Source organism: Sulfitobacter sp. GN1-4, assembly GCF_055693825.1.
In genome coordinates, this window is the sequence record NZ_JBVFUQ010000003.1 from 1842761 (window position 1) to 1866077 (window position 23317).

A 23317-nucleotide genomic window follows, 5' to 3' on the forward strand; every position below is an offset into this window, starting at 1 on the left:
GGTCTCTCTCCCCGGGCCTTAGGCCGCATCCTGCGTTTCGCCCAAATAGGCTTCGCGCACCTTCGGATGGCCTTTGATGTTCTCAGGCGTGTCTTCCACCAGCGGTGTGCCCTGGGCCAAAACGGTGATCCGCTCTGCCAAAGAGAAGACCACATGCATGTCGTGCTCAATGATGGCGATGGTGATGTCGCGCTCTTCCTTGATCTGTTTGAGCAGATCAATGGTGTTGTTGGTGTCCGCACGGGCCATGCCCGCAGTGGGTTCATCCAACAACAACAGCCGCGGATCCTGGGCCAGACACATCGCAATCTCCAACCGCCGCTTGTCCCCGCGCGACATGGAGGCCGCGTGCATCTCGCGTTTGTCGGCCAGGTTCATCTCTTCCAGCATGTGCTCAGCCTTGCCCACGATGTCCTTTTCATTGGACATGCCTTCCAGCGCATGCATGCGGAACGCCCCGTCACGCTTGGCAAAGCAAGGGATCATCATGTTCTCCATTACCGTCAGATCGCCAAAGATCTCAGGCGTTTGGAACACGCGGGAAATGCCCATCTGGTTGATCTCATAAGGCTTGCGCCCCAGCACGGATTGCCCGTCAAACATAACCGATCCGGTATCCGGGATCAGCTTGCCCACCAGACAGTTCAGCAGCGTGGATTTGCCCGCCCCGTTGGGGCCGATGATGGCGTGGACTGAGTTTTCGGCCACGCTCAGGTTCACATCCCCCAGCGCTTGCAAGCCGCCAAACCGTTTGCCCACGTTCTTAACTTCGAGAATAGCCATATCCGTATTCCTTATTCTGCGGGTGTCTTGGTGCCGTCAGGCGTGCTGTCTTCGGCTTTCTTGCCGCGGAACATCTTGCCGATCCGCTGACCGCCTTCGACCAGACCACCGGGCAGGAAGATCACGACCAGCATGAACATGATGCCCAGCGTCAGGTGCCAGCCTTTGCCGATGAACGGATAGACCAGTGCGATCATCACGTCCTCAATGCCGTCGGGCATAAAGGCAAACCACTGCTCCAGGATCGACTTGTTGATCTTGGACACGATGTTTTCCATGTACTTGATGAAACCCGCGCCCAGCACCGGACCAATCAGGGTGCCAGCACCGCCCAGGATGGTCATCAACACCACCTCGCCAGAGGCGGTCCAGAACATCCGCTCCGCGCCCACCTGCGTGTCCATCGCCACCAACAGGCCGCCCGCCAAACCGGCATACATGCCAGAGATCACAAAGGCCGCCAGCGTGTAGGGTTTGGTGTTCAGACCGGTGTAGTTCATCCGCTGCTGGTTTGATTTCACCGCCCGCAGCATCATCCCGAAAGGTGAGCGGAAGATGCGGATGGACAAATAGAAGGCCAGCAGCATCACAATTGCCGCGATGTAGTAGCCTGCGTTGAAGGTGAAGATCCAGTTGCCGGCCGTCAGCTCAAAGCTGTCGCCCATGCCCAGACCAAAGAGGTTGGCGCGTGGGGTCTCTCCATCCGCCAGCGCCCCATCAAGAATGCGCGCATCCGTGATTTTGGGCTGCAGGCCGGTTTCGCCGCCGGTGATGGGTGTCAGCACCGAATAAGCCAAGGCATATGACATCTGCGCAAAGGCCAGTGTCAGGATGGAAAAGTAGATGCCAGAGCGGCGCAGGCTGATCCATCCCACCAAGAGCGAGAACATGCCCGCCACCAGAACAGAGATCACAATCGCCGGGATCACGTTCATCGTCAGCAGCTTCATCATCCAGATCGCGGCATAAGATCCCACACCCAGGAACGCTGCATGGCCAAAGGACAGATAGCCCGTCAGACCAAAGAGAATGTTGAACCCGATGGCGAAGATCCCAAAGATCACCAGACGCTGCATCAGGTCAGGATAGCCCGCGTTGAACTGCGCCATGGCAGAACCTTCGGGGAAGGGGTTCAGGATGAAGGGTGCTGCCAGGGCCAGGAAGGCGACGATCAGCAGCAGGCCAAAGTCTTTTTTGTTCAGTCCAAGCATGTGCTTACTCCTCCATCACGCCTTTGCGGCCCATCAGGCCCCGTGGGCGGGTCAAAAGAATGATAATTGCGACAAGGTAGATGATGATCTGGTTGATCCCGGGCAGCACCTCCAGAACGCCCGCCATGGAGGCAAAGCTTTCCAGCACGCCCAACAGGAACCCTGCCAAAACCGCGCCTGGCAGCGATCCCATGCCGCCAACCACAACCACAACAAAGCTCAGCACCAGAAAGTCCATGCCCATGTGGTAATTGGGGGAGTTAATCGGCGCATACATCACGCCTGCCAACCCCGCGACTGCGGCGGCAATGCCGAACATGATCGTAAAGCGCTTGTCGATGTTGATGCCCAAAAGGCCCACGGTCTCCCGGTCCGCCATGCCGGCACGTACAACCATCCCGAAGGTGGTGAACTGCAAAAAGGTAAAGACGGCACCGATGATCACAGCCGCAAAGGCGAAATAGACCAGACGCCAGTAGGGGTAGATGATGGTGTTGGGGTCAAACCCCAGCATCGCGCCAAAATCAAACGATCCTGCAAAGGCTGCGGGCGCAGGCGTTGGGATCGGGTTGGCACCGTAGAAATACTTGATGATCTCCTGCAGCACGATCGCAAGGCCAAAGGTCACAAGGATCTGGTCCGCATGCGGGCGCTTGTAGAAGTGTTTGATCAGCCCGCGTTCCATCGCAAAGCCGATGCCGATCATCACGGGCACCGTGAACAGGATCGACAGCGGCACCGCCCAGTCAATAATGGCGTCACCCGTCGCCTGTCCAAAGAGGTCATAGATATAGGGCACCTCAACTTTCAGAGGGTTGCCCAAAAAGTCCTTTTGGGTCTCGTCGATGACCGTATGGCTCCATGTCAGCAGGTTGCTGAATGTGACCGCGCAGAACGCGCCGATCATGAACAATGCGCCGTGGGCAAAGTTCACAACCCCCAACGTGCCAAAGATCAGCGTCAGGCCCAATGCGATCAACGCATAGGCTGAGCCTTTGTCCAATCCGTTTAAAATTTGAAGGATAATTGCGTCCATGGTGTCCCACCTCCAAGCGCGTTGCCCAAAAAGGTCTCTATGTCAGGGCGGGGAAATCCCGCCCTGATCTGTTTTCATCAAAGTCTGTCAGAAAAGCGCTTATGCGCCGGGGTTACATGAACCCAGCTCGCCACCAAAGATGGAGGCGTCGTATGTGACTTGCTCAACTGGTGTGACCTCAACGATCTCCAGCAGGTCGAACTCGGATGTTGGGTTCTCTTTACCCTTCACAACCAGAACGTCCTTAAAGCACTGGTGGTCTTCGCCACGATAGAGCGTCTTACCGTTGCCCATACCGTCGAATTCGAAGTCTTTCAGTGCTTCGCCAACCGCACATGGGTTGAACGAGCCCGCACGCTCAACCGCGTCCGCGTAGAGCAGCGCCTGAACATAGCATGTGTGCGCCGCCTGAGAGGGCGGGAAGCCATACTTGGTGCCGAAGGACTTAACGAAGGCTTTGGAACCCTCATCCTGCAGGGACCAGTGCCAGTTGGTGGAGCCAAAGATGCCCTTCACGTTGGCACCCGCACCCTTCGCCATCAGGCGAGAGTAGAGTGGCACCACGATTTCGAAGTTCTTGTCGTTGACCAGCTTGTCACGCAGACCGAACTGAACCGCGTTGGTGAGTGAGTTCACCATGTTGCCGCCGTAGTGGTTAAGAACCAGAACGTCAGCACCGGACTGCAGAACAGGCGCGATGTAGGCAGAGAAGTCTGTCTGTGTCAGCGGGGTCTTCACCGCGTTCACGGTTTCCCAACCCATGGCTTCTGTTGAGGTCCGCACAGCTTCTTCTGTGGTGTAACCCCAGTTGTAGTCCGCTGTCAGGTGATAGGCTTTACGGTCTGTGCCGTAGTTGGCCGCCAAGATCGGCGCAAGCGCCGCACCGGACATGTAAGAGTTAAAGAAGTGGCGGAAGCCGTTGGCCTTCTTGTCCTTACCGGTCGTGTCGTTGGAGTGGGTCAGACCCGCCATGAAGATAACGCCGGCCTCTTGGCACAGCGCCTGTACGGCCACAGCCACACCAGAGGATGAACCACCGGTGATCATGATTGCGCCGTCTTTTTCGATCATCGACCGGGCAGATGCGCGCGCAGCGTCAGACTTGGTCTGTGTGTCGCCGGTGACGTATTCCACTTTCTTGCCGAGGATACCGTTACCCTGCAACGCTTTGGAGCTGAACGTGTTCATCAGGCCGCCGTCGCCGCCCCCGTTCAGGTGCTCAACCGCCAGCTCATAAGCGCGCAGTTCGTCTGCACCTTCATCCGCGTATGGACCGGATTGTGGTACGTTAAAGCCCAGCGTTACCGTGCTGCCCGTTGGCGCGTTGGTAAAGCCTGCGTGACCGTCGGCGCGCAGATACTGTGGCAGGGCAAGGCCCGCGCCAGCAACAGCGCCCGTTTGGATCACACCACGGCGTGTCAATTTTGAAGACATGTATTCCTCCCGATTGGTAAAAGAGCTGCCCCAACTCCTCCGGGGCAGAACCACACAATTGTGCAAAGGCATTATCGCGCATGCAGAGAAAACCGTTCAATAAGCCCCTTGAACTTCACACTTATTCTGTAAATATCTTCGCAAGTATTTTCTTAATGTTGTAAAGAACATGATGTTGCAGCGCAGAAACGCGTTGAAAACGCGCAGGAATGCAGGAACGGCATACGATGGCACGCGACGCACTTACCGGTAGCCGCATCCGTGAACGGCGGGTGATGGCAGGACAAAAGCAGGCAGATCTGGCGCGACAGATCGGGATTTCCGCCAGCTACCTCAATCTGATCGAACACAACCGGCGCAGAATCGGCGGCAAGCTTTTGCTCGATATCTCGCAGGCCTTGAAGGTGGAACCGCAGCTGCTCACAGATGGGGCAGAGGCGGCGCTGATCGCCACCTTGCGCGAAGCGGCAGAAGACGGCGGCCTGACCGGCGCAGAGGCTGAACGCGGCGATGAATTCGCCGGGCGGTTCCCCGGCTGGGCCGATGTGCTGGCAGGCACCTATCGCCGCGTCGCCACATTGGAGCGCACGGTGGAGGCGCTGACCGACAGGCTGGCCCACGACCCGCATCTGGCCGCCTCCATGCATGAGCTGTTGACCACCGCCGCCGCGATCCGCTCAACAGCGGCGATCCTGGCGGAAACCGAAACGCTGCAGCCCGAATGGCGCGACCGCTTTCACGCCAACATCAACGAAGACAGCCGCCGTCTGTCCGACAGCGCGCAGGCCCTTGTGGGCTATCTGGAAAGCAGTGAAGACGCGGCAGATGCGGCCATATCCCCGCAAGATGAGGTGGAAAGCTTTCTGTCCAACAACGCCTTCCACTTTGCCACGCTGGAAGAGGGCGCAGGCGATGAGGGCATCATTCAGGACCTGATCCAGAACGCGCCCGAGCTTGAGACGATGGCTGCCCAATACATTGCCAAAACCGTGCTGCGCCAGGTTGTCCAGGATGCCAAAGAGGTCAATCTGGCCGATCTGCGCACCGCAGTGGAAAGCGTGGGCCTTGATCCGCTGGCGCTCTCCCGCGCTCTTGGGGCCTCTGTGGCCTGCGTCTTGCGCCGGTTGGCGGCTTTGCCCGAATTGGCCGCAGGTCTGGTGGTCTGCGACCGCTCCGGGACCGTCATTTTCCGAAAATCGGTTGAGGGGTTCATGGTGCCCCGCCATGGCTCTTGTTGCCCGCTCTGGCCGCTTTTTGCCGCCCTCAGCCAGCCGGGTCTGGTGCTCAGCCAGCGGGTCACGCAATTGGGCCAGGCGCAGGTGCAGTTCGAAAGCTTTGCCACCAGCGAAACAACCACCGTCAGCCAATATAACGCGGCACCGCTGGTCCTTGCGGTGATGCTGCTGATCCCTGCAGAAGCGGGGTTGGCGTCCGGGCATCAGGTCGGGTCAACCTGCCGTATCTGCCCGCAATCTGACTGCCGCGCGCGGCGCGAACCCTCCATCATGACGGCTGGCATGTAAAAAGAAGCCATTCAGATTTGCCATCAACTCTTTGACAGCGCGGCCTTTCCGGTGCACTTTGCGAAGGCCGCGCAAAGACCCGATTTCAATCCGGGCGACGCGCACACAGGGGGAGGACAAGCGGCGCATGACAAAGCGTGTAGTGCTTGTGGAGGATGAGCTGAACATCGCAGAGGCCATCCGATTTTTGTTATCGAATGAAGGCTGGCGTGTGGAAACACTCGCCAACGGTGCAAGCGCTGTTGAGGTGATCCGCAACGCTGTGCCGGATCTTGTCATGCTTGACGTGATGCTGCCGGGCAAAAGCGGCTTTGAAATCCTGCATGATTTGCGCGCCGATCCCAATCTGGCGTCCTTGCCGATCCTGATGCTGACCGCGCGCGGACAAAGCCGCGACCGTGATATGGCAGAAAAGGCAGGGGTGAGCCGTTTCATGACCAAACCCTTCTCAAACGCTGAAATGCTGGAAGCGGTGCGTGAGCTGACAAGCTAAAGGGGCAGGGAGCCTGATGGCCAAAAGTCCGATCTTTCTTGAACGGCGCAGCTACCGCAAACGGCGGATGATAGATGCCATCCGCCTGCTGCCCCTGCTGGGCCTGCTGTTGTGGATGTTGCCGCTGATCTGGCCCGTCCCCGTACCGGTGCCCACAGCCGAGGAAGGATCAGACGTCATCTCAACCAGCGTGGCCTTGCGTTATCTTTTGGGGTCTGGATTGCGATGGTGCTCTTTGGCTGGCTGCTGTGGCGGCGCACGGCCTCATCCGTGGCTGATATGACCTCGGCCCCGACGGACATGCACGACTGATGGTTGCCCTCAACCAGCTGATTGCGGTGTGCCTGGCCTATGTCGCCATCCTTTTTGCGGTGGCGTTCATGGCCGAACGGGCGGCTCTGAATGGACGCGGCGCGCTCTTTGCGCTCGCCTTTGGTTTATACGCTGTCTTTGTCCATCTATTGCACCGCCTGGACGTTTTACGGCGCCGTTGGCTATGCCGCGCGGTCGGGGCTGGAATACCTCACCATCTATCTTGGCCCCTCGCTTGTCATGATCGGCTGGTGGTGGGCACTGCGCCGATTGGTCAGCATTGGCCGCAGCCAACGTGTTACCTCCATCGCGGATCTGATCTCATCGCGCTATGGCAAATCCAATGTGCTGGCGATTGCCGTCACCCTGATGGCGGTGATTGGCGTGACCCCCTATATCGCGCTTCAGCTGCAATCTGTTGTTGAATCCATCTCGATCTTTGCCACAGCAGACGTCAGCCCAAATGATCAAGGCACCGCCTTCAACCCCGCCCAGGCGGCCTTTTGGGTGGCCACCGGTCTGGCGCTTTTTACGGTGCTTTTCGGCACCCGTAATCTGAACGTGAACGAACGTCACCATGGTGTTGTGATCGCTGTGGCGGTTGAGGCGGTGGTCAAGCTGATCGCGCTTATTGCGGTGGGCATCTTTGTGGTCTGGGGCCTTGCCGGTGGCATCGGCGAAACACTGGAGCGCATTGACGCCTCAGATATCGGCACATGGGAGGTCAAAAGCAGCCGCTGGGCCGCGCTGACGATGCTGTCGGCCGCGGCGTTTTTGTGCCTGCCGCGCATGTTTCAGGTCATGGTGGTGGAAAACGACGATGACAAATACCTCCAATTCGCGTCCTGGGCCTTTCCTGCCTATCTGATGCTGATCAGCCTTTTTGTGGTGCCCATCGCGGTGGTGGGCCTTGATCTGATGCCGCCGGGGTCAAACCCCGATCTCTTCGTGCTGAGCCTGCCGCTGAGCCAGAACCAGAACGCGCTGGCCATGCTGTCGTTTCTGGGCGGGTTTTCTTCGGCGACCTCCATGGTGATCGTGGCCACCCTGGCGCTCAGCACAATGATGTCCAACCATATCGTGATGCCGGTGTGGCTGGCCCTCAGACGCGATGGCGCGACCCAATCGGGGGACGTGCGCAACGTGGTGATCCTGGCGCGCCGGGTCTCCATTCTGTTCATCATGGGGCTGGGCTTCTTTTACTATCGCGCCTCCGGCGGCAGCGGGGCGCTGGCAGCCATCGGCACGATCAGCTTTGGCGGCGTGGCGCAGTTCCTACCGGCCCTGCTGGGCGGCATCTTCTGGCGCGGGGCCACGCGCTTTGGCGCGCTCAGCGGTTTGGGCATGGGCTTTGCGGTCTGGATGTTCACCATGCTCTTGCCCAGCTTTGGCATCGACGGTGCGCTGTCGCGCGACATCTTTGAGCAGGGCCTGCTGGGGCTCAGCTGGCTCCGCCCTGATGCGCTTTTTGGCATTTCGGGGATTGATCCCACCGTGCACGCGGTGGTCTGGAGCCTGTCTCTTAATACAATCGCCTTCATTCTGGTCTCCATCTTCACCTTCCCGCACCCCATTGAGCGGCTGCAGGGCGCGCAGTTTGTCAACGTGCTGGAACATGACGGCCCGGCGCAGGGCTGGACCGCCTCTGTTGCGGGCAGCGAAGACCTGATGATCATGACCCAGCGTATTCTGGGTGCCCAAGAGGCGCAGGCCTTTTTCCGCGCAGAGGCCAAGGCCCAGGGCCTCATCGGCGGCCTTCCCGAACCCACGCCCGCCTTTGTCCAATCGCTTGAACGCGAACTGGCGGCCTCCGTTGGCGCGGCAACGGCCCATGCGATGGTGTCCCAAATCGTGGGCGGCACCTCCGTTTCAGTGCAAGACCTGCTGGCGGTGGCCGACGAATCCCAACAGATGCTGGAATATTCCAACCAGCTTGAGCTGAAATCCCGTGAACTTTCTGAGACCGCCGCCGAGCTGCGCAAAGCCAACGAAAAACTGACCCAGCTGTCGCTGCAAAAGGATGCCTTCCTCAGCCAGATCAGCCATGAGCTGCGCACGCCCATGACCTCCATCCGCTCGTTTTCGGAAATCCTGCGTGATGCAGGCAGCCTCAGCGCTGAGGACAAGACGCGCTACGCCAGCATCATCCACTCTGAGACCATCCGCTTGACCCGGCTGCTGGATGATCTGCTGGACCTGTCGGTTCTGGAAAACGGGCAGGTGTCTTTGCATCTGGGCCAAGAGGCGCTGGATGATGTGTTGTCGCGCGCGGTGACCACGGCCCTGACGGGGGCTGACGCACCCCTAGACGTGCACATCAACCGCCCGGCGCAGGCCGTTGTGCTGAACACCGATCTGGACAGGCTGGCGCAGGTCTTTATCAACCTCATTTCGAATGCGCAGAAATACTGCCAGGCGGACAAGCCGCGCCTGACCATTTCCCAAACCCTGGATGATCAGGGCCTTACCGTTTTGTTTGAGGACAACGGCCACGGCATAGCACCCGATGATCAGGCCGTGATCTTTGAAAAGTTCTACCGCGTCAGCGGCGTGCAGGGCGATGGGGCCGGTCTTGGACTGGCCATCTGCCAAGAGATCATGACCCGGCTGGGCGGCAGCATCAGCTATCTGCCCAATCGCGGCGGGGCTGCGTTTCAGATCACCCTGCCACCTGGCGCGCTCATAACGCCCACAGCGGCGATGGCCACAAACGCTTAAGGTAAGGACCCTCACCACATAAACATCCTGGTAACGTCCCTGCGCTAAACCTTAAGGCAATGCCGCTTGGCGGTAACCTTGCATGGGATCACAGCGCAATATGACAGTGCCCAACAGCTCCGTTGAGCCTGCAACCACTTCTGATTCAGGCTTTCTGCGCCGTATGACGCGCGCGGGTCAGGATGAGCAAAAGGCGCGCACAACCACCTTGGCCAAGGCCCTGCGCCTGACCCTCGCCAAAGAGGCGGACAGCATGCTGGGCCTGCCTCTGGCGGCTCTGTCCATCCGCACTCAGCAACAAGAAGGGGCAAGCCTGCGGGATGCCCTTCCCTCCGACCATCTGTTGATGCTGCTGGAAGGGCCGGGGGGCGCCGCGCCGCCGCGCTGATGGATCCCGCGCTTGTGGGCGCGCTCATTCAGCAGCAGACAATGGCAAACGTGCGCCCCGCAACTGACGCTGACACCCGCGCCTTCACCCCAACCGACGCCGCCCTTTGTGCGCCGTTTCTGGATGCGGTGATGGCCAAGGCCGCGCAGATGCCCGACGATGTGGCCGATCAGGCGCGCCTGGCTGGTGTGACCTTTGGGGCCTGGATGGCCGATACCCGCGTCCTGGCGCTTGCGCTGACGGCCCGCAGCTATACGCAGATGTCGCTGACCCTCGATATCGCGGGGGGCGTGCGCCAGGGTGTGCTGCTGATGTATCTGCCAGACGATGAACAGGCGATGATCGCGCCCCCCGATCAGGCTGAGCATGACGGCGCGCCCATCGACCTGGGCGGATCTCTTGATCCGATGGTGGGCACACTCCCCGCTGAGCTTCGCGTCTGCCTTAGTCCCCTGATGCTGTCACTGGGCCGCGTCAGCAGCTTGCAAGTGGGGGAGGTGATCGACATTGGATGCCCTGACTTTTCCCAGGTTGAGGTGCAATCGGCCAAGGCGACCCCGGTCTGTCACGGGGTTCTGGGGCAAAAAGACGGGCGGTGCATGGTGCAACTGCGCCTCAGCGCGAGCCCTCAGGGCGAAACCAGCCCGTTGGGCGGGGCGGCGCTGGCGCATTTTGACGATAGTGCAGAATTCGCAAACCCGATGCTTGCCGCACCTGCCACCCTTGCCCCCGCCGGGGGCGCTGCACCAGAGGCGGCGCTGCCGGATTTACCCGATTTGCCGGACCTGCCGGATTTGTCGGATAGCGCAAAGGCAGCTGACGCGTCAAAGCCAGAACCGGAGCCACCAGATTTGCCAGAGCTGCCAGATTTGCCAGACCTACCCGATCTGCCCGATTTACCGGACCTGCCGGATCTCCCAGATCTGCCGGACTTTGATCCGCCAACCAGCCAAACAGGCTAAAGGCAGCGCTTGCCGCCCCTTCAACCACACCCGCTGGAATAGATCAGCAGAACGATTGGCCCAGAACGTGGCGGATGTTGCTCAGATCATATCCACCGTCCCGAGCGGCGGCGACAATCTCATCGGGGGCCATCTCACCTGCTTGGCCCAAAGCCCAGGCAATGGTGGACCGCGTGCCAGAGGCGCAATAGGCCAGCACGACCTCATCCGTATTGGCCCCAAGATCGCGGTTTTCCGCAATCACAGGGGGCACCATGCTTTGATGGGTCAAGGGCACCAGCGCGAATTTCAGACCCGCCGCCTCAGCCGCCGTTCGGATCGCTTCGGCGCAATGGCTGGGGGGCACCTCCAGGTCGGGCCTGTTGCACAAGATCAACGTGATGCCAGCGTCTTTGAGCGCTTGCATGTCCTCCGGGCTGATTTGCGGGCTGACAAAATAGCGGGGGGTAAGCTGTCGAATGTCCATAGGCATGATCTACGAAAGCCTGCCGCGGGTGTCCAGACACCACCAGTAAGGGTATCAGGCGATAAAAATGCCCACCACGACCATCATCAACCCGATGACAGACAAAAACAGCGCGCCCAGGTTCAAGGGCAAAACCCCTTGCAGGGTGGCGCGCATTTCCTCATCGCTCAAAGATGCGCGTTTGGCACGGCTGACTTTCAGAATGCACCAGACAATGCCCACCAACCCGATCAGGGAAATGGCGGCACCGGCCCAGATGATGGCATTCGCGACAGGGGATACTTGGTCTTCCATGCCCCGCAGCTACGCCAAAGATCGGCTTTGAACAAGAGGGGCATCTTGCAGCGCCCCGCCAGCCCCGCTACTCACGTGCCAGCGCAATTTCCCAGTTGAAGGATCTCCAATGAGCGATACGGCCACGAACCCCGATGTGATCGAAACCGACGGCGACGCCAGCTACCGTGTCACCGCCAATGAGTTGCGTCAGTTCGTTGAACGCATTGAGCGGTTGGATGCGGAAAAGAAAGACCTCGCTGAGCAGCAAAAGGAAGTTCTGGCCGAGGCAAAGGCGCGCGGTTATGACACCAAAGTGCTGCGCAAAGTGATCGCGCTGCGCAAGCGTGACGCCGACGACATTGCCGAAGAAGAGGCGGTGTTGGAGATGTATAAAGAAGCCCTTGGGATGTGACGGGTCTGTGCACGCGCTGTGCACAGTTTGTGACTTTTAATCATGGGTCCAAAGCCCCCCTTGCACCCGCCCGCGCACCTCACTAGAAGGATGCAAATTTTTCCCCGCGCAGCCCCGCGCGGCCAATCTCTATGGAGCACACATGCAGGTCAATGAGACGCTGAACGAAGGTCTGAAACGCGGCTATGCCATCACGGTCACAGCCGCTGAGCTGGACGCGAAGGTCAACGAAAAACTGGCCGAAGCCCAGCCAGATGTTGAGATGAAGGGCTTCCGCAAAGGTAAGGTGCCGATGGCCCTGCTGAAAAAGCAATTCGGCCAGCGTGTTCTGGGCGAAGCCATGCAGGAAAGCATCGATGGCGCGATGTCTGAGCACTTTGAAAAGTCCGGCGATCGCCCTGCGATGCAGCCTGAGGTCAAAATGACCAATGAGGACTGGAAAGAAGGCGATGACGTCGAAGTTACAATGACTTACGAAGCGCTGCCTGAAATTCCTGAGCTGGATACCTCCAAGATCAAACTGGAAAAGCTGGTTGTCAAAGCAGACGACGCCGCGATCCAGGAAGCGCTGGAAAACCTGGCTGAAAATGCCCAGGACTTCAAAGCACGCAAGAAAGGCTCCAAAGCCAAAGACGGCGACCAGGTTGTCATGGACTTCCTGGGCAAGGTCGACGGCGAAGCGTTTGAGGGCGGTGCTGCCGAAGATTTCCCACTGGTGCTGGGCTCTGGCAACTTCATCCCCGGCTTCGAAGAACAACTGGTCGGCGTGAAAGCCGGTGAAGAAAAAGTGGTCGAAGTGTCCTTCCCCGAAGAATACCAGGCCGCACATCTGGCCGGCAAAGCCGCTGAATTCACCTGCACCGTGAAAGAAGTCAAAGAGCCCGTCGCCGCCGAGATCAACGATGAGCTGGCCACCAAGTTCGGCGCCGAAGACCTCGCCGCACTCAAGGGCCAGATCTCCGAACGGCTTGAGGCGGAATATGCCGGTGCGGCCCGCGCTGTCATGAAGCGCGGCCTGCTCGACGCGCTGGACGGTCTGGTTGATTTTGAGCTTCCTCCGTCTTTGGTAGAAGCCGAAGCAGGCCAGATCGCCCATCAGCTGTGGCACGAGGAAAACCCTGAGGTTGAGGGCCACGATCATCCTGAAATCGAAACCACTGATGAGCACAAAAAGCTTGCCACACGCCGTGTGCGCCTGGGGCTGTTGCTGGCAGAAATCGGTCAGAAGGCCGAGGTTGAGGTGACAGATGCGGAAATGAGCCAGGCGATCATGGCGCAGGCGCGTCAGTATCCCGGCCAAGAGCGTCAGTTCTTTGAATTTGTTCAGCAAAACCAGCAAATGCAGCAGCAGCTGCGCGCGCCGCTTTTTGAAGACAAAGTGGTCGATCACATCGCAGAAGGTGCGAGCGTGAAGGAAAAAGAGGTCTCCAAGGACGATCTGCAAAAGGCCGTTGAAGCGCTGGAAGAAGAAGCCGCGTAAACCCGGCGATAGAATGGGAAAAAGCCGCGCAGGATTGCGCGGCTTTTTTGTTTGTGAGGCACGATTTCTTTCAAGAAATCGCGACGGGCTTTTCAAAAAGCCCGCCCCCGTGACCCGTCAGGTGCCCAAACTCTTTAAAGAGTACGGAACGGATCCTTTAAAGGATCCGCCCCCACCCAGATCAAAGTGCAATGCGAAACTGTGCAAAGCCGTCCGCACCTGCGCCTGCTGGCTCCACCGTGACGCCTTTGACTTCATCGACATATTCCACCGCTTTGGGGCCGGTTTCAAAAAGCACGCTGGCCCCTTGCACGGGAGCAAAGCTCCAATTTGCGTCAGCGCGCGGGCTGATCGTGCCTTTTTCAACGATATAGCGCACGATCACATCGCGGTTGGTGTCTGGACCTTCAAAGATGATCGTATCGCCCAATGCCCCGGGGAACTGCCCACCGCCTGAGGCGCGGTAGTTGTTGGTGGCAATGATGAACTCTGCGTCCAGATCGAGTGGTGCGCCGTCATACATCAAATTCACGATCCGGCTGGCGCTGTCATCCAACAGCCCCCCTTGGGGTCGAACTTGGACGGCTGGCTGAGATCAATCTGATAGGTCACCCCGTCGATCACATCAAAGTTGTAGCTGGGAAAGGACGGGTTCAACAGCGGCTGATCCGCCACGCCCGGCGTCACTTGGTTAAACATCCCAGCTGAGCGTTCAAGCCAGTCTTTGACCTGCTGGCCCGTCACCCGCACCGCGCGCACGGTGTTGGGATAGAGATACAGATCCGAGACGTTCTTGATCGCAACATCACCCTTGGGCACATCGGTGAAATATTCCGGTCCCCCCGGCCTCCGGCCTTGAAAGGGGCGGCGGCAGAGAGGATGGGCAGACCTTCGTGTTCGGTGCCCTTCATCATCTGCTCAATATACCAAAGCTGCGCGTTGGAGACGACTTGCACGGACGGATCATCTGCCACCAGCGCGAAATAGCTGTGCAGGTTGGCATCCGTCTTGCCCACCGCACGGCGCACGTAGGCCAGGGTTTCATCATGATCCTTCTGGACTGAGGCCAGCACCGCAGGCACGCTTTCCACCAGCGCTGTGATGCTGCGGTCCTCATTGCGTTTGGAGATCGCGCGCGCCTCTGAGCTGTGCGAGGCGATGCGCCAGCCGTTGCCATCCCGTTCGAGCATCAGGTCAATTACACCCAGATGGCTGCCCCAGAACCCGCCCATGGTGGCGGGCGTGCCGTGGATTGTCCCGGCGGTGGCATCTACGGCGGCATAGTCTTGGTAAGTGCCTGAGGGGAAGACCAGGTGCGAATGCCCGGTCATGATCGCATCAATCCCGTCGATGGCCGCCAAGGGAACCGAGGCGTTCTCCATCATGTCTTCTTCCTTGGCTGACCCGATGCCTGAATGCGACAGGGCCACGATGATATCCGCGCCCGCTTCGCGCATTTGCGGCACATAGGCGCGCGCCGCTTCCAGAATGTCGCGCGCCTGAACGTTGCCTTCCAGATGGCGGCGGTCCCAGTTCATGATCTGCGGCGGGACAAAGCCAATCAGACCGATCTTGATGGGATGCGTCTCACCCGCGCCATCGGTGACCATGCGGTCCAGCAGCACGTAAGGCGGCAACAGCGTGACGTCCTTGGTGGGCTCTGCGCCCATTTCCTTGACCACATTGGCGCTGACCACAGGGAAGGCCGCACCAGCCAGGGATTTCATCAAGAAATCAAGGCCGTAGTTGAACTCATGATTGCCCACGGTAGAGGCATCAAACCCCAGCGTGTTCATCGCCTGGATGACGGGGTGCATGTCGCCTTCCTTCATGCCGCGTTCATAGGCGATGTAATCGCCCATCGGATTGCCCTGCAAAAAGTCGCCATTGTCCAGCAAGAGCGTGTTGGTGGCCTCCGCCCGGATCTCTTCGACCAGAGCGGCGGTGCGGGCCAGACCAACGGTGTCCCGGGGGCGGTCGGCGTAATAGTCATAAGGAAAGACATGTACATGCAAATCCGTGGTCTCCATCAGGCGCAGGTGGGCCTGATTGGCCGCGGCGTTAACGGAAAACGGGTGCAGCGCCAAAAGGCCCGCAGTGCCTGCAAGAAAATGACGACGGTTCAGGGATGAGGACATGGCAAAGCTCCTTAATTGCTCTTGGCACCCATAGGAAAGCTGGGTGACAGGCATGTGACAATAAAGACGTGGCGTAGCGCAAGTGGACGCTTTGGGTGGCAATATTGCAAGCAAAACTGCGCAGGTCGCTCTGGGCGCGGGCTTTGAGCTTGGGCTTGCAGTGGAGGACAGGTGCATTACCGCAGGATTTTATATCTAACCCATTGAAATTGCTTGTGATAAATGGGCCCGCATGCTGCTGGTTTTTGCAGCGTTTGCCCGGCCCGGCACAGCAAGGGCAGGGCACAAAAAAACGCCGCACTGAGTAAGCGCGGCGTTCTTTTATGGTTTGAACGGGCGGTTTTATGCGCCAGCTGTGCTTTCGTCTTCGCCTTCGGCTGGGGCTTCAACAGCCTCTGCCAGCTCATCGTCATCAGATGCAGCAGCACCGATGTCGTCAAAAAGCTCAGCGATTTCGAAGTCAGCTGCGGCTTCTTCTTCAGCGGCCAGTTCCTGAATGGATTTACCAGACGCCTGCAGCTCCGCTTCTTCTTCAGAACGGGCGACGTTCAGCTGAATGGTGGCATCCACTTCGGGGTGCAGCACGACGGTGACGTCATGCAGGCCCAGCTCTTTGATTGGGGCAGACAGCACAACCTGCTTGCGGTCGACGGTGAAACCGCCAGCCGTTGCGGCATCCGCCGCGTCGCGGGTGGTGACAGAGCCGTAAAGCGCGCCAGCATCCGAAGCAGAGCGAATCACGATGAACTGCTGACCGTCGAGCTTTTCAGCCAGAGAGGCGGCTTCTTTCTTGGTCTCAAGGTTCTGTGCTTCGAGCTGCGCTTTGCGGGCTTCAAAGGCGTCCACATTGGCTTTGGACGCAGACAGCGCCTTGCCTTGTGGCAGCAGGAAGTTGCGGGCGTAGCCGGGTTTGACGTCAACCACTTCGCCCATCTGGCCAAGCTTTGCGACGCGTTCGAGAAGGATAACTTGCATGATCTTCTCCTTACTTCACGGCGTAGGGCAGCAGGGCGAGGAAGCGGGCGCGTTTGATGGCACGGGCCAGTTCACGCTGCTTTTTCGCAGAAACTGCGGTGATGCGGGACGGCACGATTTTGCCACGCTCAGAGATGTAGCGTTGCAGCAGACGTGTGTCTTTATAGTCGATCGCAGGTGCGTTATCGCCCGAGAAGGGGCAGACCTTGCGACGGCGGAAAAATGGTTTTGCAGCCATGGGTTAAGTCCTTTTTCTCAAGCTGTTGATCAACGGCGCTCGCGGCGGCCTTCGCGCTCATCGCGCTTTTGCATCTGCACGGAAGGCAGCTCTTTGTGCGCGTCCACTTTGATGGTCAGCACACGCATCACATCATCATGCAGGCGCATCAGACGCTCCATTTCCTGCACAGCAGGTGCCGGGGCATCAGAGCGCAAAAAGGCATAGTGGCCTTTGCGGTTCTTGTTGATCTTATAGGCCATCGTTTTGACGCCCCAGTACTCATTGTCCACCAGTTTGCCGCCGTTGTCGGCAAGGACAGCACCGAAGTGTTCGATAAGGCCTTCTGCTTGCGTGTTGGACAAATCCTGACGCGCAATCATCACATGCTCATATAGTGGCATGTCGCACTCCATTTCTATCAAGGCGCATTTCAAAGGCGGGGCATTACATCCTTGCGGCCCCACCACGAGAGACTGCGCGGTTCAGATCATCTGCAAGGAAGTGCTGCGTATACAGTCTTTGGCGCGCAGAGCAAGGGCTTGCGCGCCAAATTCTCAGCCCAAGATCAGGGCCCTAGGCAGGTGCCGCAAAAAGCCCGTGCCGCAACTGCAATGCCTGCGCGCTTTGGCGCAGGACAATGAGCGTCAGCAGCGCCATCAGGATCTCAGACACCGGACCGGCCAGCCAGATGCCCCGCTCGCCCACCATCAGGGCCAACCCGAAGGTCAGCGGGATGCCGAAAGCATAAGGCTTGGACAGCCCCAGAACCGCCGCTTGCGTGGCTTTTCCGATGGCCTGAAAGTAGCTGGCGATCACAATCAAAGGCCCGGCCAACCACAGCATCGCAACGCTGATTTGCATGATCGGCACGAAGCTGTCGATCACGCTGGCATCGGTGACAAAGATCCGCGCAATCGGGGCAGGGGCCAGCCAAAAGAGTGCTTGCATCAAGGTGCAATAGATCAAAGCCACCCCCAGCCCCATGCGCAGGGTTTTGTCAGAACGGTCCCAAAGGCCAGCACCATAGTTGTTGCCGACAATTGATTGCAGCGCATGGGTCAGACCAAGAAGCGGCAGGAACATGAAGGTCATCACCCGGGTCACGATCCCGTAGGCGGATACCTTGGCGTCATAGTCCGGCGCTTCGATCATCTGCAAAGCAATGATGACAGAGGTAGCGCCCAAGGCGATGCCAATGAAGTTGAGGCTTTGCGGTGCCCCCAGCGCCAGGATGCGCCCCCACCGCTGGCCCCAACCGGTACGCAACAGCACGCTGGGGTGCAAAACGGCCATGCCGCGCAGGCGGTAGCCCCCGATGATCACCAGCGCCAAAAGCTGTGCCGCCGCCGTTCCCAGGGCTGATCCTGCCACGCCCATCCCCGCCAGTGCGATCAGGACATAGTTGAACCCGATGTTGGACAGCGACACCAGCAAGCTCATCGCGGCCATAAAGCCGATGCGCCCCTCGTTGCGCAGGGCATCCGAATGCACCCCCAGCAAAAACGCAAGCGGCGACATGAAGACCATGATCACCAGATAGGTTTGCGCCATCTCAGCCAGCACCGCATCGCCAGAGGCCAACGCCGCCACCAAGGGCGCGCCCCCCAAAAGGTAGGCCACAATCAAAAGCGCACTGACCGCCAAAGCCAGCCCATGCGCACCCGCAAAGGTGCCGTAGGCAGCGGGCATGTCACCGGCCCCCAGATTGCGGGCCAGGATGCTGGACATGCCGTTGGCCACCAACGTGGCAAGCGCGATGATCAACATGAACAGGGGAAAGATCAGCGTGACCGCGCCAAGCGCCTGCGCGCCCACATAGCGGCCCAGAAACATCGCATCCACGACGGTGAGCAGGCCATTCATGCTCATCACCAGGATGATGGGCAGGGCGGTTTTGACAAAGATTTGGCCCAGCGGGCCATGGGTAAAGGTATTTTGTTCGGACATATCAGACCTCATGTTTCCGATGTTCCGCGTGACTTCAGGGGCTCGCATTGACCAAAAGCGCGGAGACGCGAAAAAGGGTCGGATCGAATTCGGCGCTTCACCATGGGACATCCCTGCGAGCGGCTGGTGGCCGGACCATGAAGGGGGCGTAGCTGCGATTTATCCGCAGTGCAATCGCAAAGATGGCGGTGTCCCCGCGCGCTGTGGCGCGCGCGGCACGTGAAAGCCCCCACATGGTCCCGAAGGTGCCCCGCGCGTGCCCATCTTTTGTCCATTTCTGTGACCTATCATAGGGCAGCGAAGTATTCGGCGAGGAAACCGCAATGACAGCGACAGCAGATTTCACCATCCCCGAAGGTGTGGCCCACGAACCGGTGCGCATGACCAACGGCGCGCGCATGCTTGTACGGGGCGGCCAGCGTTTGCTGGGCGCGGCTCTGGCGATGGCGGCGGTAGGCCTTTGGGTGGCACCGGGATCGTCGTGGGAAAGCGACGTGATGCTGTTCAAGCTGATCCTGTCCTTTACCGGTTTGCTGGCCGCCTTTGGCCTGATGAACGCCAGCGCGCGGCCACGTGCACCCGAGATTGAGATTGATACCATCCGCCGCGAAGTGCGCCTCGTGCGCCGCGAAAAACAAGAGCGGGTTGTGCTGCAATCCAGCAGCTTTGGCGAATTGGCCCATGCGGAGTTTGATGGCGCCAACGTACAGCTTTGGGGGGCGGACGGAGATTTCCTGGCCGAGGTTGCCCTGTCTGATCGCAAAGCGCTGGCAAGCTTGCTGGCTGGTCTGCGCGACGCAGGCAAGCTGGAGTAATCCACACCACAGACTAAGACGGGAAGGGCGCGGCGTTTTGGCCGCGCTTTTGCTGTGCGCAGATCATTGTTCTTTGATGCACACGAAGTGTTGAGCGGTGCTGAGTTGCAAAAACGCCGTTTCGGTCCAGTTTTAATGCATCATTTCTATTGCACGGAGATCTCCCATGAAGACCTTGATGTTTGCCGCCGCGATGGCCCTTGGTGCCAGCAGCGCATTTGCCGCCGAAAAGTTTGTGCTCGATGCCAGCCACTCCCAGGTTATTTTCAGCTATGACCACCTGGGCTATTCCACAACATTCGGCATGTTTTCCGGCTTTGAAGGCGAGATCATGTTTGATGCCGATGCGCCTGCAAATTCATCCGTCAGCGTCTCCATGCCTGTGAAATCCATGTTCACCGGTTGGGAACAGCGCGACGGCCACTTCATGTCTGGTGATTTCTTTGGGGCCGCTGACGGCGATATGGTCACGTTCACCTCCACCAGCATTGAGGTCACGGGCGATAACACCGCGATGATCACCGGTGATCTGTCAATGAATGACGTCACCCAATCGGTGGTTCTGGAAACCACGCTCAACAAGGTTGGCGATCACCCGATGGCAGGCAAGCCCTGGATGGGCTTTGATGCGACAACCACGCTGAAGCGGTCTGATTTTGGCCTGGGCGCTTTTGCACCAGCGGTGGGGGACGACGTTGAGGTCCGCATCTCGCTTGAGGCGATGAAAGCAGGCTAAGGCCTGATCTTTGACCTGATGCAAAAGCCCGCTTCGACCGAAGCGGGCTTTTTTCTGCGTGGAGCGCGGATAGTCTGGCACCGTCACCCGAACCAAGAGGCGTCACGCCGTGCAGGCTGATCACTCAGCAGCGGCGGCGCCACCCCGCTGGGCGGTCAGGGCCACGGCGACCTCTACGGCGAAGGCCAGGCTGGCCTCATCGCCCACATTATCGCCAATCCCAAAGGCGCGCCGGTCCAATGTCAGCTTGCCTGCCATCTGGGCCAGATCATCCACGATGCTAAGCGTGAAGGGCAGAACGACGGGCACGCTCACCCCTTTGAGCGTCAACTCCCCCTGCGCTCGATAGACACCGTCTTGTGCGTTCAGGATGACCGCCTCAAATACCGCTGTCGCGTGGTTTTCGGCATCAAAGAAATCAGCCCCCATGGCCTGCTGCGTGACCGACCCCAAGGTGAGCGAGGGGATGGACACCGTGGTGGTCACCGTCCCGACCTCAGCGGTGTCACGGGTTTCGTCAAAGGTGATGGCGGCTGTCCAATCGGCGAAACTGCCAGCAACGGCACTGCCAAATTGCACCACGGTGATGTCGATACTGCCGTCTTGGACAACCCAGTCTGATGCCACGTCCTCAAGTACGGCGGCCTTAACGCCCGCTTTCCCGTCGCCACTGGCCAGCGTTGCGGCCAGCCCAAGGGCGGCGCCCCAGACAAGGACAGCTCCGAAAAACGGCGCGCGGGCGTGGTTTTGCGCGGGCATCTCAGGCAGCTCAGGTGCGCCCGGCAGCATCCGCCGGAGCGTCGCGTCTTTGTCGATGATATGGTGCTTGAGCGCGCCTGCGATGTGCAACAGCAGTGATACCGCCAACACCTTGGTGGCCACAAAATGCACCGCGACAAAGAAATGCTCGACCGCGACGGATTTCGGCACCAACGGCAACCCTTGGCCAAAGGGCCACCAGATCGGGGCGAAACCAGCGGCGGCTGCGTGCGATATCCACCCCGACAGCGGGACAATCACCAAGGATCCGTAAAGCAGCCAATGCACGATCTCAGCGGCAAAGCTTTCGGCCTTTTTATCCGCATTCAGCAACCCCGGCTTGGGCTGGCCAAGCGCCCAAAGAATGCGCGCTGCGGCAACAAAAAACGCGGCCACGCCTAAGGTCTTATGCAAGGAGAACATCCAAGCCTTCCGCGCCAGCTCAGCATCGGTTTCATAGGGCAGGTTGTTGGCGATAAGCCCCAGCGGGATCAGGGTGAGGATCAACAGCGCGGTAAGCCAATGAAAGCTCTTTGCAACGCTACCGTACCGGTTTGCTGTGTTTGACAGGGCCATCAAAAATTCCTTCGTTTAGATATCCCAAGACATAGCTTGCGGGGCGTGTTGCGCAATCTCAACCCGCGCACAGTCAGCGTGCAGGCTTGTTCACACGCCAGTCAACCGCTAGACCGCGATCAGACTGATCAAGGGGGCCTTATGAGCATCGCATTCGTTTTTCCCGGACAAGGGGCGCAAACCATCGGTATGGGCCAAGCCCTGGCAGAGGCCTATCCAGCGGCGCGTGCCGTGTTTGAAGAGGTGGACGATGCCTTGGGTGAAAAGCTGTCTGCCCTGATCTGGGAAGGTGAGGCAGAGACGCTGACGCTGACAGAAAACGCACAGCCCGCCCTGATGGCCACCTCCATGGCGGCAGTTGCGGCGCTCAAATCCGAAGGCATCGGGCTGGAGCGCGCGTCTTTTGTGGCCGGCCATTCGCTGGGCGAATATTCCGCCCTTTGCGCAGCGGGCACGCTCAGCCTGGCGGACACCGCGCGGCTGTTGCGCATTCGCGGCAAAGCCATGCAAGCGGCGGTGCCTGTGGGTGAGGGCGCGATGGCCGCTGTGCTGGGGCTGGATGCAGCAGCCGCAGACCAGAGTTGCACAAGCCGCTGCTGAGGGCGATGTCTGCCAGTTGGCCAACGAAAATGACCCCACGCAAAACGTGCTCTCTGGCAGTAAGGCCGCGATTGACCGAGCCGTGGTTCTGGCAAAAGAGGCCGGTGCCAAACGTGCCCTGCCACTGCCCGTGTCCGCACCCTTTCACTGCGCCCTGATGCAGCCCGCTGCTGATGCCATGGCTGAGGCCTTGGGCGATGTGCAGATGTCTGATCCTGCCGTGCCGCTGGTGGCCAATGTGCTGGCTGAAAGCACGACAGATGCCGCGCGCATCCGCGATTTGCTGGTGGAGCAGGTCACAGGCCGCGTGCGCTGGCGATCCTCGGTTGAGTGGATGGTCGCCCAAGGCGTGACGGAGTTTTGGGAGATTGGGGCAGGCAAGGCGCTGTCTGGTATGATCCGCCGGATCGCCAAGGAAAGCACCTGCCGCGCGGTAGGCACGCCCGATGATGTGGCGGCGGTGATCGCGGGCTGATGCGCCGCATCCTCGCTCTTGTTGCGGTGTTGGGCATCCTTTTCGGATGCGTGACCGCCTTTGGCGTTCTGGAGGACCGCACCGCTTTTGAGATTGAGGGCGACCGGCTTTACATGAGCGGTGAGATTGCCACCAGCAGTCCCCGCCGGTTCTTTGCGGTGATGGAGGATAACCCCCAGGTTCAGACCATCGTGTTGATGGACATGCCCGGCTCCGTGGATGAGGTCGCTGTGCACGACATGGGGTATTTCATCCGCGAAAACGGCCTGAACACACATCTGACACCGCAAAGCGAGATTTTCTCGGGTGCGGTCGATCTGTTTTTGGCGGGCAATGCGCGCACCATGACCTGCTGTGCGGTCATCGGCGTGCATGACTGGGCCGATGCCTTTGGCGACGGCAGTGACTATCCACGCGACGCGCCGGAACATGATGCCAATGTGGCCTATTTTGTGACAATGCTGGGATCTGATGCATTTTATTGGTTCACCTTGCAGGCGGCGACCTCAGATGAGATGCACATTATGACACGCACGGAACTGGACCGTTTTGGGATGCTGACCGCGCCGATAAGACAATAGG

21 protein-coding genes and 3 pseudogenes are annotated in these 23317 nt (G+C 59.4%); 12 read left to right on the forward strand and 12 right to left on the reverse strand.

Annotated elements, in window-relative coordinates:
• Nucleotides 1-18: 18 nt before the first annotated feature.
• The 4 genes from ACZ1HM_RS09620 to ACZ1HM_RS09635 all read right to left on the reverse strand — a co-directional run bounded on the left by ACZ1HM_RS09620 (nt 19) and on the right by ACZ1HM_RS09635 (nt 4464).
• Entirely contained in the window at nt 19-783 is a 765-nt protein-coding gene (locus ACZ1HM_RS09620; protein WP_472742588.1) for an ABC transporter ATP-binding protein, read from the reverse strand.
• A gap of 11 nt (nt 784-794) precedes the next feature.
• Nucleotides 795-1994, reverse strand: coding sequence for a branched-chain amino acid ABC transporter permease (locus tag ACZ1HM_RS09625; protein ID WP_472742589.1), 1200 nt, complete (start codon nt 1992-1994; stop codon nt 795-797).
• A 4-nt stretch (nt 1995-1998) separates the two neighbouring features.
• The gene (locus tag ACZ1HM_RS09630) at nt 1999-3030 is read right to left on the reverse strand and encodes a branched-chain amino acid ABC transporter permease (protein WP_472742590.1); all 1032 of its coding nucleotides are present in this window, start codon (nt 3028-3030) and stop codon (nt 1999-2001) included.
• A gap of 99 nt (nt 3031-3129) precedes the next feature.
• Nucleotides 3130-4464 (reverse strand): substrate-binding protein, encoded by a 1335-nt coding sequence (locus ACZ1HM_RS09635; RefSeq protein WP_472742591.1) that lies wholly within the window; start codon nt 4462-4464, stop codon nt 3130-3132.
• Between the two features lie 227 nt (nt 4465-4691).
• Here ACZ1HM_RS09635 and ACZ1HM_RS09640 point away from each other — a divergent pair, with 227 nt between their 5' ends.
• The 6 genes and pseudogenes from ACZ1HM_RS09640 to ACZ1HM_RS09665 all read left to right on the forward strand — a co-directional run bounded on the left by ACZ1HM_RS09640 (nt 4692) and on the right by ACZ1HM_RS09665 (nt 10860).
• Nucleotides 4692-5987 carry a short-chain fatty acyl-CoA regulator family protein gene (locus ACZ1HM_RS09640; RefSeq protein ID WP_472742592.1) on the forward strand — a complete coding sequence of 432 codons (1296 nt, stop codon included), beginning with the start codon at nt 4692-4694 and terminating at the stop codon, nt 5985-5987.
• A 127-nt stretch (nt 5988-6114) separates the two neighbouring features.
• Nucleotides 6115-6480, forward strand: coding sequence for a response regulator transcription factor (locus ACZ1HM_RS09645; RefSeq protein ID WP_472742593.1), 366 nt, complete (start codon nt 6115-6117; stop codon nt 6478-6480).
• Nucleotides 6481-6496: 16 nt separating this feature from the next.
• A complete protein-coding gene (locus ACZ1HM_RS09650; protein ID WP_472742594.1) occupies nt 6497-6763 on the forward strand; it encodes a hypothetical protein in 267 nt (88 codons plus the stop codon).
• A 28-nt stretch (nt 6764-6791) separates the two neighbouring features.
• A pseudogene (locus ACZ1HM_RS09655) lies at nt 6792-9510 on the forward strand (ATP-binding protein).
• Nucleotides 9511-9610: 100 nt separating this feature from the next.
• The gene (locus ACZ1HM_RS09660) at nt 9611-9898 is read left to right on the forward strand and encodes a hypothetical protein (RefSeq protein WP_472742595.1); all 288 of its coding nucleotides are present in this window, start codon (nt 9611-9613) and stop codon (nt 9896-9898) included.
• A gap of 41 nt (nt 9899-9939) precedes the next feature.
• On the forward strand, nt 9940-10860 hold the full coding sequence (locus ACZ1HM_RS09665; RefSeq protein ID WP_472742596.1) for a hypothetical protein: 921 nt from the start codon (nt 9940-9942) through the stop codon (nt 10858-10860).
• Between the two features lie 43 nt (nt 10861-10903).
• On the opposite strand, the gene ACZ1HM_RS09670 is transcribed toward ACZ1HM_RS09665, so the two are convergent.
• On the reverse strand, nt 10904-11326 hold the full coding sequence (locus ACZ1HM_RS09670) for a protein tyrosine phosphatase family protein (protein WP_472742597.1): 423 nt from the start codon (nt 11324-11326) through the stop codon (nt 10904-10906).
• 54 nt (nt 11327-11380) lie between these two features.
• Nucleotides 11381-11620: a hypothetical protein gene (locus ACZ1HM_RS09675; protein ID WP_472742598.1), complete on the reverse strand. Its 240-nt coding sequence runs from the start codon at nt 11618-11620 to the stop codon at nt 11381-11383.
• Between the two features lie 109 nt (nt 11621-11729).
• On the opposite strand from ACZ1HM_RS09675, the gene ACZ1HM_RS09680 reads away from it, so the two are divergent.
• Together ACZ1HM_RS09680 and tig are read left to right on the forward strand one after the other, a co-directional pair.
• Nucleotides 11730-12014: a DUF2312 domain-containing protein gene (locus tag ACZ1HM_RS09680; RefSeq protein ID WP_472742599.1), complete on the forward strand. Its 285-nt coding sequence runs from the start codon at nt 11730-11732 to the stop codon at nt 12012-12014.
• A gap of 142 nt (nt 12015-12156) precedes the next feature.
• Nucleotides 12157-13494 carry a trigger factor gene (gene tig, locus ACZ1HM_RS09685; protein ID WP_472742600.1) on the forward strand — a complete coding sequence of 446 codons (1338 nt, stop codon included), beginning with the start codon at nt 12157-12159 and terminating at the stop codon, nt 13492-13494.
• Nucleotides 13495-13675: 181 nt separating this feature from the next.
• Here the strand turns inward: tig and ACZ1HM_RS09690 are convergent.
• The 5 genes and pseudogenes from ACZ1HM_RS09690 to ACZ1HM_RS09710 form a co-directional block, all read right to left on the reverse strand.
• Nucleotides 13676-15632, reverse strand: a pseudogene (locus ACZ1HM_RS09690) (bifunctional 2',3'-cyclic-nucleotide 2'-phosphodiesterase/3'-nucleotidase).
• A gap of 342 nt (nt 15633-15974) precedes the next feature.
• Nucleotides 15975-16607, reverse strand: a complete 633-nt coding sequence (rplI, locus tag ACZ1HM_RS09695; protein ID WP_472742601.1) for a 50S ribosomal protein L9 — start codon at nt 16605-16607, stop codon at nt 15975-15977.
• Nucleotides 16608-16617: 10 nt separating this feature from the next.
• Nucleotides 16618-16845, reverse strand: coding sequence for a 30S ribosomal protein S18 (gene rpsR, locus ACZ1HM_RS09700; protein ID WP_005852865.1), 228 nt, complete (start codon nt 16843-16845; stop codon nt 16618-16620).
• A gap of 29 nt (nt 16846-16874) precedes the next feature.
• On the reverse strand, nt 16875-17228 hold the full coding sequence (rpsF, locus tag ACZ1HM_RS09705) for a 30S ribosomal protein S6 (protein ID WP_472742602.1): 354 nt from the start codon (nt 17226-17228) through the stop codon (nt 16875-16877).
• 172 nt (nt 17229-17400) lie between these two features.
• Complete coding sequence (locus tag ACZ1HM_RS09710; RefSeq protein ID WP_472742603.1) at nt 17401-18774, reverse strand: MATE family efflux transporter; 1374 nt, start codon at nt 18772-18774, stop codon at nt 17401-17403.
• 323 nt (nt 18775-19097) lie between these two features.
• Here ACZ1HM_RS09710 and ACZ1HM_RS09715 point away from each other — a divergent pair, with 323 nt between their 5' ends.
• Together ACZ1HM_RS09715 and ACZ1HM_RS09720 are read left to right on the forward strand one after the other, a co-directional pair.
• Nucleotides 19098-19589, forward strand: coding sequence for a hypothetical protein (locus ACZ1HM_RS09715; RefSeq protein ID WP_472742604.1), 492 nt, complete (start codon nt 19098-19100; stop codon nt 19587-19589).
• A 166-nt stretch (nt 19590-19755) separates the two neighbouring features.
• Nucleotides 19756-20325: a YceI family protein gene (locus ACZ1HM_RS09720; RefSeq protein ID WP_472742605.1), complete on the forward strand. Its 570-nt coding sequence runs from the start codon at nt 19756-19758 to the stop codon at nt 20323-20325.
• Nucleotides 20326-20445: 120 nt separating this feature from the next.
• Here the strand turns inward: ACZ1HM_RS09720 and ACZ1HM_RS09725 are convergent, their stop codons facing one another.
• The gene (locus ACZ1HM_RS09725; protein ID WP_472742606.1) at nt 20446-21660 is read right to left on the reverse strand and encodes a cytochrome b/b6 domain-containing protein; all 1215 of its coding nucleotides are present in this window, start codon (nt 21658-21660) and stop codon (nt 20446-20448) included.
• Nucleotides 21661-21801: 141 nt separating this feature from the next.
• Here ACZ1HM_RS09725 and fabD point away from each other — a divergent pair.
• Together fabD and ACZ1HM_RS09735 are read left to right on the forward strand one after the other, a co-directional pair.
• A pseudogene (fabD, locus tag ACZ1HM_RS09730) lies at nt 21802-22735 on the forward strand (ACP S-malonyltransferase).
• Nucleotides 22735-23316: a hypothetical protein gene (locus tag ACZ1HM_RS09735; protein ID WP_472742607.1), complete on the forward strand. Its 582-nt coding sequence runs from the start codon at nt 22735-22737 to the stop codon at nt 23314-23316. The pseudogene fabD and the gene ACZ1HM_RS09735 overlap by 1 nt, the downstream one beginning before the upstream one ends.
• The last annotated feature ends 1 nt before the right edge of the window (nt 23317 follow it).

Bases quoted from the DNA above. Each gene is read 5' to 3' on its own strand.
- ACZ1HM_RS09735 (WP_472742607.1), top strand. From the start codon at position 22,735: ATGCGCCGCATCCTCGCTCTTGTTGCGGTGTTGGGCATCCTTTTCGGA.
- tig (WP_472742600.1), top strand. From the start codon at position 12,157: ATGCAGGTCAATGAGACGCTGAACGAAGGTCTGAAACGCGGCTATGCC.
- ACZ1HM_RS09680 (WP_472742599.1), top strand. From the start codon at position 11,730: ATGAGCGATACGGCCACGAACCCCGATGTGATCGAAACCGACGGCGAC.
- rplI (WP_472742601.1), bottom strand. From the start codon at position 16,607: ATGCAAGTTATCCTTCTCGAACGCGTCGCAAAGCTTGGCCAGATGGGC.
- ACZ1HM_RS09650 (WP_472742594.1), top strand. From the start codon at position 6,497: ATGGCCAAAAGTCCGATCTTTCTTGAACGGCGCAGCTACCGCAAACGG.
- ACZ1HM_RS09670 (WP_472742597.1), bottom strand. From the start codon at position 11,326: ATGGACATTCGACAGCTTACCCCCCGCTATTTTGTCAGCCCGCAAATC.
- ACZ1HM_RS09665 (WP_472742596.1), top strand. From the start codon at position 9,940: ATGGCAAACGTGCGCCCCGCAACTGACGCTGACACCCGCGCCTTCACC.
- ACZ1HM_RS09630 (WP_472742590.1), bottom strand. From the start codon at position 3,030: ATGGACGCAATTATCCTTCAAATTTTAAACGGATTGGACAAAGGCTCA.
- ACZ1HM_RS09625 (WP_472742589.1), bottom strand. From the start codon at position 1,994: ATGCTTGGACTGAACAAAAAAGACTTTGGCCTGCTGCTGATCGTCGCC.
- ACZ1HM_RS09720 (WP_472742605.1), top strand. From the start codon at position 19,756: ATGAAGACCTTGATGTTTGCCGCCGCGATGGCCCTTGGTGCCAGCAGC.
- ACZ1HM_RS09645 (WP_472742593.1), top strand. From the start codon at position 6,115: ATGACAAAGCGTGTAGTGCTTGTGGAGGATGAGCTGAACATCGCAGAG.
- ACZ1HM_RS09675 (WP_472742598.1), bottom strand. From the start codon at position 11,620: ATGGAAGACCAAGTATCCCCTGTCGCGAATGCCATCATCTGGGCCGGT.
- rpsF (WP_472742602.1), bottom strand. From the start codon at position 17,228: ATGCCACTATATGAGCATGTGATGATTGCGCGTCAGGATTTGTCCAAC.
- ACZ1HM_RS09715 (WP_472742604.1), top strand. From the start codon at position 19,098: ATGACAGCGACAGCAGATTTCACCATCCCCGAAGGTGTGGCCCACGAA.
- ACZ1HM_RS09710 (WP_472742603.1), bottom strand. From the start codon at position 18,774: ATGTCCGAACAAAATACCTTTACCCATGGCCCGCTGGGCCAAATCTTT.
- ACZ1HM_RS09660 (WP_472742595.1), top strand. From the start codon at position 9,611: ATGACAGTGCCCAACAGCTCCGTTGAGCCTGCAACCACTTCTGATTCA.
- ACZ1HM_RS09635 (WP_472742591.1), bottom strand. From the start codon at position 4,464: ATGTCTTCAAAATTGACACGCCGTGGTGTGATCCAAACGGGCGCTGTT.
- ACZ1HM_RS09620 (WP_472742588.1), bottom strand. From the start codon at position 783: ATGGCTATTCTCGAAGTTAAGAACGTGGGCAAACGGTTTGGCGGCTTG.
- ACZ1HM_RS09640 (WP_472742592.1), top strand. From the start codon at position 4,692: ATGGCACGCGACGCACTTACCGGTAGCCGCATCCGTGAACGGCGGGTG.
- rpsR (WP_005852865.1), bottom strand. From the start codon at position 16,845: ATGGCTGCAAAACCATTTTTCCGCCGTCGCAAGGTCTGCCCCTTCTCG.
- ACZ1HM_RS09725 (WP_472742606.1), bottom strand. From the start codon at position 21,660: ATGGCCCTGTCAAACACAGCAAACCGGTACGGTAGCGTTGCAAAGAGC.